General features: G+C 48.7%; 3 protein-coding genes. All 3 read left to right on the top strand.

The genetic code is table 11. From position 1 onward, the window contains the following. Positions 1 to 3253, top strand: a 3253-nt coding sequence (locus tag GX117_03080; protein ID NLO32328.1) for a hypothetical protein, incomplete at its 5' end; no start/stop codon positions are given. Positions 3254 to 3605: 352 nt separating this feature from the next. Continuing rightward, positions 3606 to 5717, top strand: a complete 2112-nt coding sequence (locus tag GX117_03075; GenBank protein ID NLO32327.1) for a penicillin acylase family protein — start codon at positions 3606 to 3608, stop codon at positions 5715 to 5717. A gap of 147 nt (positions 5718 to 5864) precedes the next feature. Then, positions 5865 to 6227: a PilZ domain-containing protein gene (locus GX117_03070; GenBank protein NLO32326.1), complete on the top strand. Its 363-nt coding sequence runs from the start codon at positions 5865 to 5867 to the stop codon at positions 6225 to 6227. Positions 6228 to 6605 lie beyond the last annotated feature (378 nt).

Genomic DNA, 6605 nt, shown 5'->3' with positions numbered 1-6605 from the left:
CTATGTAGGACATCCCGATCATAACCGCATTGCCGATCAAGTCAGCTACCGAGAATATGATGTTATCATCCGTACCCTTGATGACATTGTGCCTTCCCCTTATGTTGTAGATGGCTTTAGTAATTATGAGAGTGATGCGTTAGGTCAGATTGTTTGGCGAGGACCTTCCGGGGAGATAGGCGCTACCGATCAGGTATGTTTGCATCCGCCTGCGCTGTTCGCGGCCAATGATCCCGGCAAACCAACTTTCTGGCTGCCCAATCATATGGGCTTGGATTTTTACCGTTCATTGGAACGCAAACATCCCCTCTATCACGGAGACCGTTTCGGTACCACGAACCGCTGGACGCCTACCGATGGCGCTTATGATGACTGGGCAGACAGTATGAGTCTTTTCCAATCAGGTCTCGGCGCGTTTCATCACTTGTGGGATCCCGACGGGGGGGAAAGTTCCTTTGATGCTCCCGGCATTACGCATTTCTACGATAATACGACAGGTAGATTTACCAAAGGAACGCGATTCGTATTTCCCCGTTTCAAAGATGCGTTAAATAATAATCCCTTCAATGAGCGCCGGGCACATCAGCTTTTCGGTCACGCCCTTTACGGTTCACCCTTGCGCATGAATACGCAGGCGCGCCTTTGGGAGAATCCGCCGGATCTTGCCTCTGCCGGTTTCGCATTGAATTTAAATGATGATCTTGACCATAACTACAACCAACGGGTGGGACACCAATTCGCCGGACTCGATGCATACCGCAATACGGGGCACGATTTAATTCAACGCAATTTCGATCTTGGTAACAACGGCTTGACTCAAGCTGCACTCGAACGACGGCCTGCGCTTGATTGGGCATTACGCAATATAGGTCTGAAGAAAAGCGTCTACAATACGCCCGTCGACCTCGCTACTTTGCCCTTCCTTTCCTTCGAACGCATCATTGAAGGGCCTCGATTCAATGTGCGCAGTGACGGGCATTATTTCCCCCGTATGGCGGTGTCGCCCCTTAACACACGCTACTTCGCCTTGGAAATGGACAATATGCCCGTGTTGCCTAATGTCTCAAGCGCCTCCGGTGATCCCCGTTCTGTTTTTGTATCCAATGATATTTTGCGTGTCGTTTACGGTTATGATCCGGATCTCAGTGCTGTCTACGCAAGTCAAGCAGTGCAGGGCGGCGGCATATCCAGTATACGGGTAGATAAAACCAGTCCTGACCCCGATTCTCTGGCCGCTGAGGTGATAGCTGCGTCCACCATGGATCCTGTCGTTTTAACGGTCGGACAAGCCCGTGTTGTGCCCATTTGGCCGGCGTTGCCCGACGCCTACAATCCGGTTACAGAGAGCGCCTTTGATGTCGATGAGCTGCGAGCTTTGTTCCTAAGCCCGGGGAATAGTTTGCCCCATAATTGGACACCTGTATTCTTGTTGGATTTGCCTATGCCGACACCTCATGGACCGGAACTTGAAATCCCCTGGCAAGTGGTGAACTATCCGAGACGCATTTATCCGGCTCCTAATCCGCCTGTAGCTTACAGATTGCCGGCGTCCATAGATTCATTAATTAAGCCCCGATATATTTTTAACGGAGACTATTATATCGCGAAATATTTCCCCGACGCCCTTTCAGAACTTCAAGCCAACAATCGTAATAATATCAATAATTATTTAGCAGACAATATCTGGCCGCGCTGGCCTGTGCCCAGGGTTGCGTCGATCTATCCCGAAACCTATGAAAACACGGCCGCCGCTAACCGTGCTGTCATGTATGTCAGTAAGTATGATCCCATCGTTGGCGAACAGAACAGGCCGGAAGCTCTTTTTGTGTGGGACAGTGACAGTGGACTCGAAAACGGCAGCTATATCGCCTATGTGGGAACCTTCATTCCCGGCATGGAAGATCGGTTGCGGCAAGCAGAAAGCTTATCAGATCTTGCTCAAGTTGGTTTGCAGACACAAAAGATTAATTTACTCCACAATAGCGGTTCCCCTATCTTAAATCTTGACCCGGACAGCTATCAATCGCTTCAGACAAGCGGAAAACACGAACGCTTTGCGCCCCGACTCGCTTTTGAACTGATTACCAATCGACGCGATGCCGAACGAATGCGTGACAGAAGACTCCGCCGTGATCCCGTCGCAGGCGTCTATGGATTGGCCCATCCCGCGGATTGGGGTAAAGAAGGGGATGGCGGTGATGACAGGATTGCCCGTGGTCAAGTCGAACGACCCGACAAGGAAGGCATTCTTCTCTACAGTGCCGGAGCATCGTGGCAGCCTATCCCTGTACACGTGACCGATAACTTCCTCGCCTTGCGCGTTCGCAATAACGGCAGCCCTTCGGAAATCGCATGCGTGACCCGTGTGATACTCGCGCCCGCTCCGCGTACACGGGGTGTCGTCAACATCAATACGGCGGAAACACAGCGCCCTGTAGTGAGCGGTGCCGGAATCAGCAGCACGGAACCTAATTGGGGTGTCGAACTCTTCAACGTGCTCATGGGCTTACCGGGCGTGTCCAATGTGCTCAATGTTACGGGCGACAGAAACTTGCCGCCCTACGACAATGCGGCTTTGGGCTTACCGCACATGGAAATTCCAAAAGCGAGTTATCCCAATCTTGATCCTTTCCGAAAGACCTGGTCGACGGGCGAAGAGTTGGAGATGCTCTATGACTTATGGGGTACCACAGCAGGCGAAAATGTGTATCGGGTGCCGCCGCTCAGGAATCAGTCCTACCCGTTGCTAGCGCCAACGGAACAATATACACCCAGCTGGTCGAAAAATATACATGGCCGCGCCTTACTGCGCTTAGTGGCGTTGATGCTTGAAGGACGTGAAGAACATCCCGACGGTCGTTACTACAAGAATCAAGCGGAATTAATGGACGGCATCTTTAAGGGCGGTCTTGTCCGCGCCGATCATAGTGATGGGCCATGGCCTTTGAGTAATCTTGGAATTCCCGGAGGTCGTTTTATTGCGCCGCCCGATGCGATTAATCCTGTCAACATCTACGAAGCACGTTTCGAAGAGATTATAGAACGGCTCCGACGTATGGGCAATACGTTGACCACACGATCCGATGTCTTCGAAATCATCGCAACAGTACAGTCCGGTAATGGAGCCGATTTCAATAATGATGGTCTTATTGATTATCGTGGAGGCGAATTCTCGACGCAAAATGAGCTGCGCGGCCGTATTATTTATGATCGCCGAGCACGTGCCATACGTCAGGATGAAAAACGCGAATAAAATTTCTGAATTGAAGATTTCATAAAAATGAAGCTAGACACGGCAAATGAAGATCTTGCTGTGATAGGAAGTGTTAAATTTCCACTGATAATGAGGGTGTAGGTCTGCGTCCCCGCGCAGGTCTACACCCTTCGTTTTTTTTAAGTATAGCTTCGTTATAAGAGGGTTTCTCTTAAATCAACGGTCAAGCCCAAGGGCTTCGCAGAAGCGCCGCCACGACTTGCAGAAATTCCCAAACTATTTTACATAATCAATCAACTTCGCATTTACGCGTCATATTGTTATAATCAGACACACTGACCCTTAAACATCTAATTACAACTACGCCTGCTTTTACCTTGAGGAGTATGAGATGAAGTATCTCGGAGTATTTTCTTGCTGTTTTTTAAGCCTTATTCTTGTCCATGCTTTCGCCTTCGCACAGGCGCAGGACGCGACCTTATACCGCGATACCTGGGGCGTGCCCCATGTCTATGCAGACAGCTTGGTTGAAGCCGCCTATGCCTTGGGATATGCCCAGGCGGAAGATCGTTTGGAAGACATCTACAAGAACGTGCGTACCGCCACCGGTACCATGGCGGCCGCTTATGGAGAAGAATTTGTCGATCAAGACTTTTATCTGCGCGTATTTAAGAACGCTGAATTTTGTGAACAGTATTGGGATAATGCCCCTGCAAACATACGGGATATTTGTGATTCTTTTATGAAAGGCGTTGCGTCTTATGTGAAGGAAAATCCCGATAAAGATTTGGATTCGGCTACACCCTTATACGGCTGGCATTGTGTTGCCATTGGCCGTACCATGCTGCTGAACTGGCCCCTCGGTGTGCTGCAAGATGAAGTGAAAGCGAAACATCAAGCGCCGGGCTTCGGATCCAATGCCTATGCCGTCGCCCCTTCACGTTCCGCCGAAGGTTGTCCCATTCTCATGACCGATCCCCATCTCACTTGGGAAGGGATGGCAGTCTTTTACGAAGCACAAATGCATACGAAGGCCGAGGATCTGTGCGGCTACTTTATTGTAGGTTCGCCTTTACCCGTCTTAGGGCATAGTGCCCACTGTTCTTGGGCATGCACGACCGGTGGACCCGATACTTCCGACGTCTATATGGTCAAGCTCAAACCCTATAGTCTGCTTGAATATGAATACAATGGCGCTTGGCATCCCATGGAAGTGGACATTATCAGCATAGAAGTGAAGGATGGTAAAACACAAAATAAGCCTGCCCTCTATTCACTCTATGGGCCTGTATTGGAATTTCCCGACGTTGAAAAAGGGATCGCCTATTGCGGTGCCACCCCCTACTATGATCAAGTCGGGATGATGGAACAGATGTACGCCATGGCACAAGCGCGCAATTACGACGAATTTTACAATGCCTTGGGTATGAATCAATTCATGGAACAAAATATACTCTTTGCCGATCGCGACGGTAATATTGGCTATGTCCGTACAGGCCGTACGCCTATCCGTCCTGAAGGCAACTATGATTGGTCGGTTCCTGTTCCCGGCGGCTCTGATGCGACGCGTTGGTTGGGCATTCACGATATTGCCGACCTTGTGCAAGTGAAAAACCCGCCTCAAGGATATTTCCAAAACTGTAACGTCAGCCCTGCCGTGATGATGGTCGATTCTCCCATGACGCCCGACAACTATAAAAACTATATCTATAACGTGCTTTGGGATAAAGACAGCCCCCGAGGAAAGCGCTTATTAGAATTGCTTGACGCAGATCCCCTTATTACCAAAGAGGCTGCCATAGACTATACCCTCGACAACTATGATATCCTTGCCACGCGCTGGCAGGAAGCGCTGAAAGCCGCCGCCGAAACCATGGAACAGCAGGTGGGAGCAGATCCCGAACTCGCCAAAGCGGTACAAGATTGTTTGGCATGGGACGGACGCTACACCAAGACAGTCACTGCCGCCACCACCATGAAATTTTGGCGCTTGAAATGTGAAAACGAAATTGATATTGTAGCCATCGCCGATGAACAACCCCTTTCCCAAGAAGATCACAGCAAAATGATAGCACTGTTACAGGAAACTGTGGCTGAATTAAAAGAGACTTATGGAGCCGCTGCAGTGCCTTGGGGCGAAATTCACGTGGTAGGTCGGGGCGACAAGTTCTTCCCCACCCAAGGAGCCGATTTTGGCGGTGGAAAAGACAAAAAGAATTTTTCCGAAACAGTCTTTGACATTTCTTCCCGAGAAACACCCAAAGGTTCGGGCAAATATGTTGCCCGAAGCGGATCGAGCACGCTCATGATCTCATTCCTCCATGAAGACGGTATTGAATCCTATAGTGTGGTGGCTTGGGGACAAAGCGGACATCCCGATTCGCCCCATTACGTGGATCAGGCGGAAAAACTTTACAGTGAACGGAAAATGAAGCCCACGTGGTTTAAAAAAGAAGACTTATTAAACAATCTCGAATCCGAAAAAACGATTACAATTCAATAAGTTAAGGCAACATACAGTCTTGTGGTGAACGCGATACTTGCAGACACGGTGATTCCAAAAGGAAAAATCCCGGTCTGGTACCCATAGTAATGAGAATGGCAGCACTGTCATTATCCTTGCCATCACAACCGGAAAGATGAGGAAGTAATGAGCACATTTAATGGACATGAACGTCGGCGATATACACGCTGTCAACGTAATCTGCAGGTGAAATTTGATGATGGGGATCCGGGCGTGCTCAATCACGTGGATAACATCAGTGAATCCGGTGTTTTATGCCATACCATCAAACCCGTCGCGCTGATGACTAAAATCGGGGTTATTATAGAATTGCCTAAACCCGTTGACTATCGCCTGGAAACACCGGGAATTGTCGTGCGCTGTGATCAGGATGAGTTGGGAGATGATAACTTCAAAATTGCTATTTTTTTCCCACACGTCACAGAAGAAGATAAAAGCGCAATCCGACAATTCATTTCTTTTGACGAAGGCGATAAAGCCGGGAGATAATAGCAGCAGCGCTCCAAATGCGGCGTTTAGACCAAAGATTAACTTGCCCCTTTACCTCTTTTTTTTGACTGCCCTTTCACAGTAAAAGAAGGGATGGGCAGGCGATAAGGGGTTATATGGGCACTACATATCGATTTTATCAATGAAACTTAGTGACAAAGTATCAAGTCAAAGCAATGATTCATTGACCGCTTCAGTGTGCCAATAGCCTTCATTCACCAAAGCCCCATTTGGAATTAATCTCCCTTTTATTCAATTGAATTATTGAACAAACATAAAACACTAGGGCGTTAATATAGGGTATAATTCTTTACAATAAGGCATTATTCTTTGTATAACGAGTAAAACAGCTGTCTTGTAGGTGGTTGTGGATTAAAT

Source organism: Candidatus Hydrogenedentota bacterium (genome assembly GCA_012523015.1).
In the GTDB taxonomy this organism is placed as follows: Bacteria; Hydrogenedentota; Hydrogenedentia; order Hydrogenedentales; family CAITNO01; genus JAAYBJ01.
This window is presented reverse-complemented; position numbering and strand designations above follow the sequence as displayed.

Excerpts from the sequence above, each read along its gene's own strand:
- GX117_03075 (NLO32327.1), top strand. The coding sequence starts at position 3,606 with ATGAAGTATCTCGGAGTATTTTCTTGCTGTTTTTTAAGCCTTATTCTT.
- GX117_03070 (NLO32326.1), top strand. The coding sequence starts at position 5,865 with ATGAGCACATTTAATGGACATGAACGTCGGCGATATACACGCTGTCAA.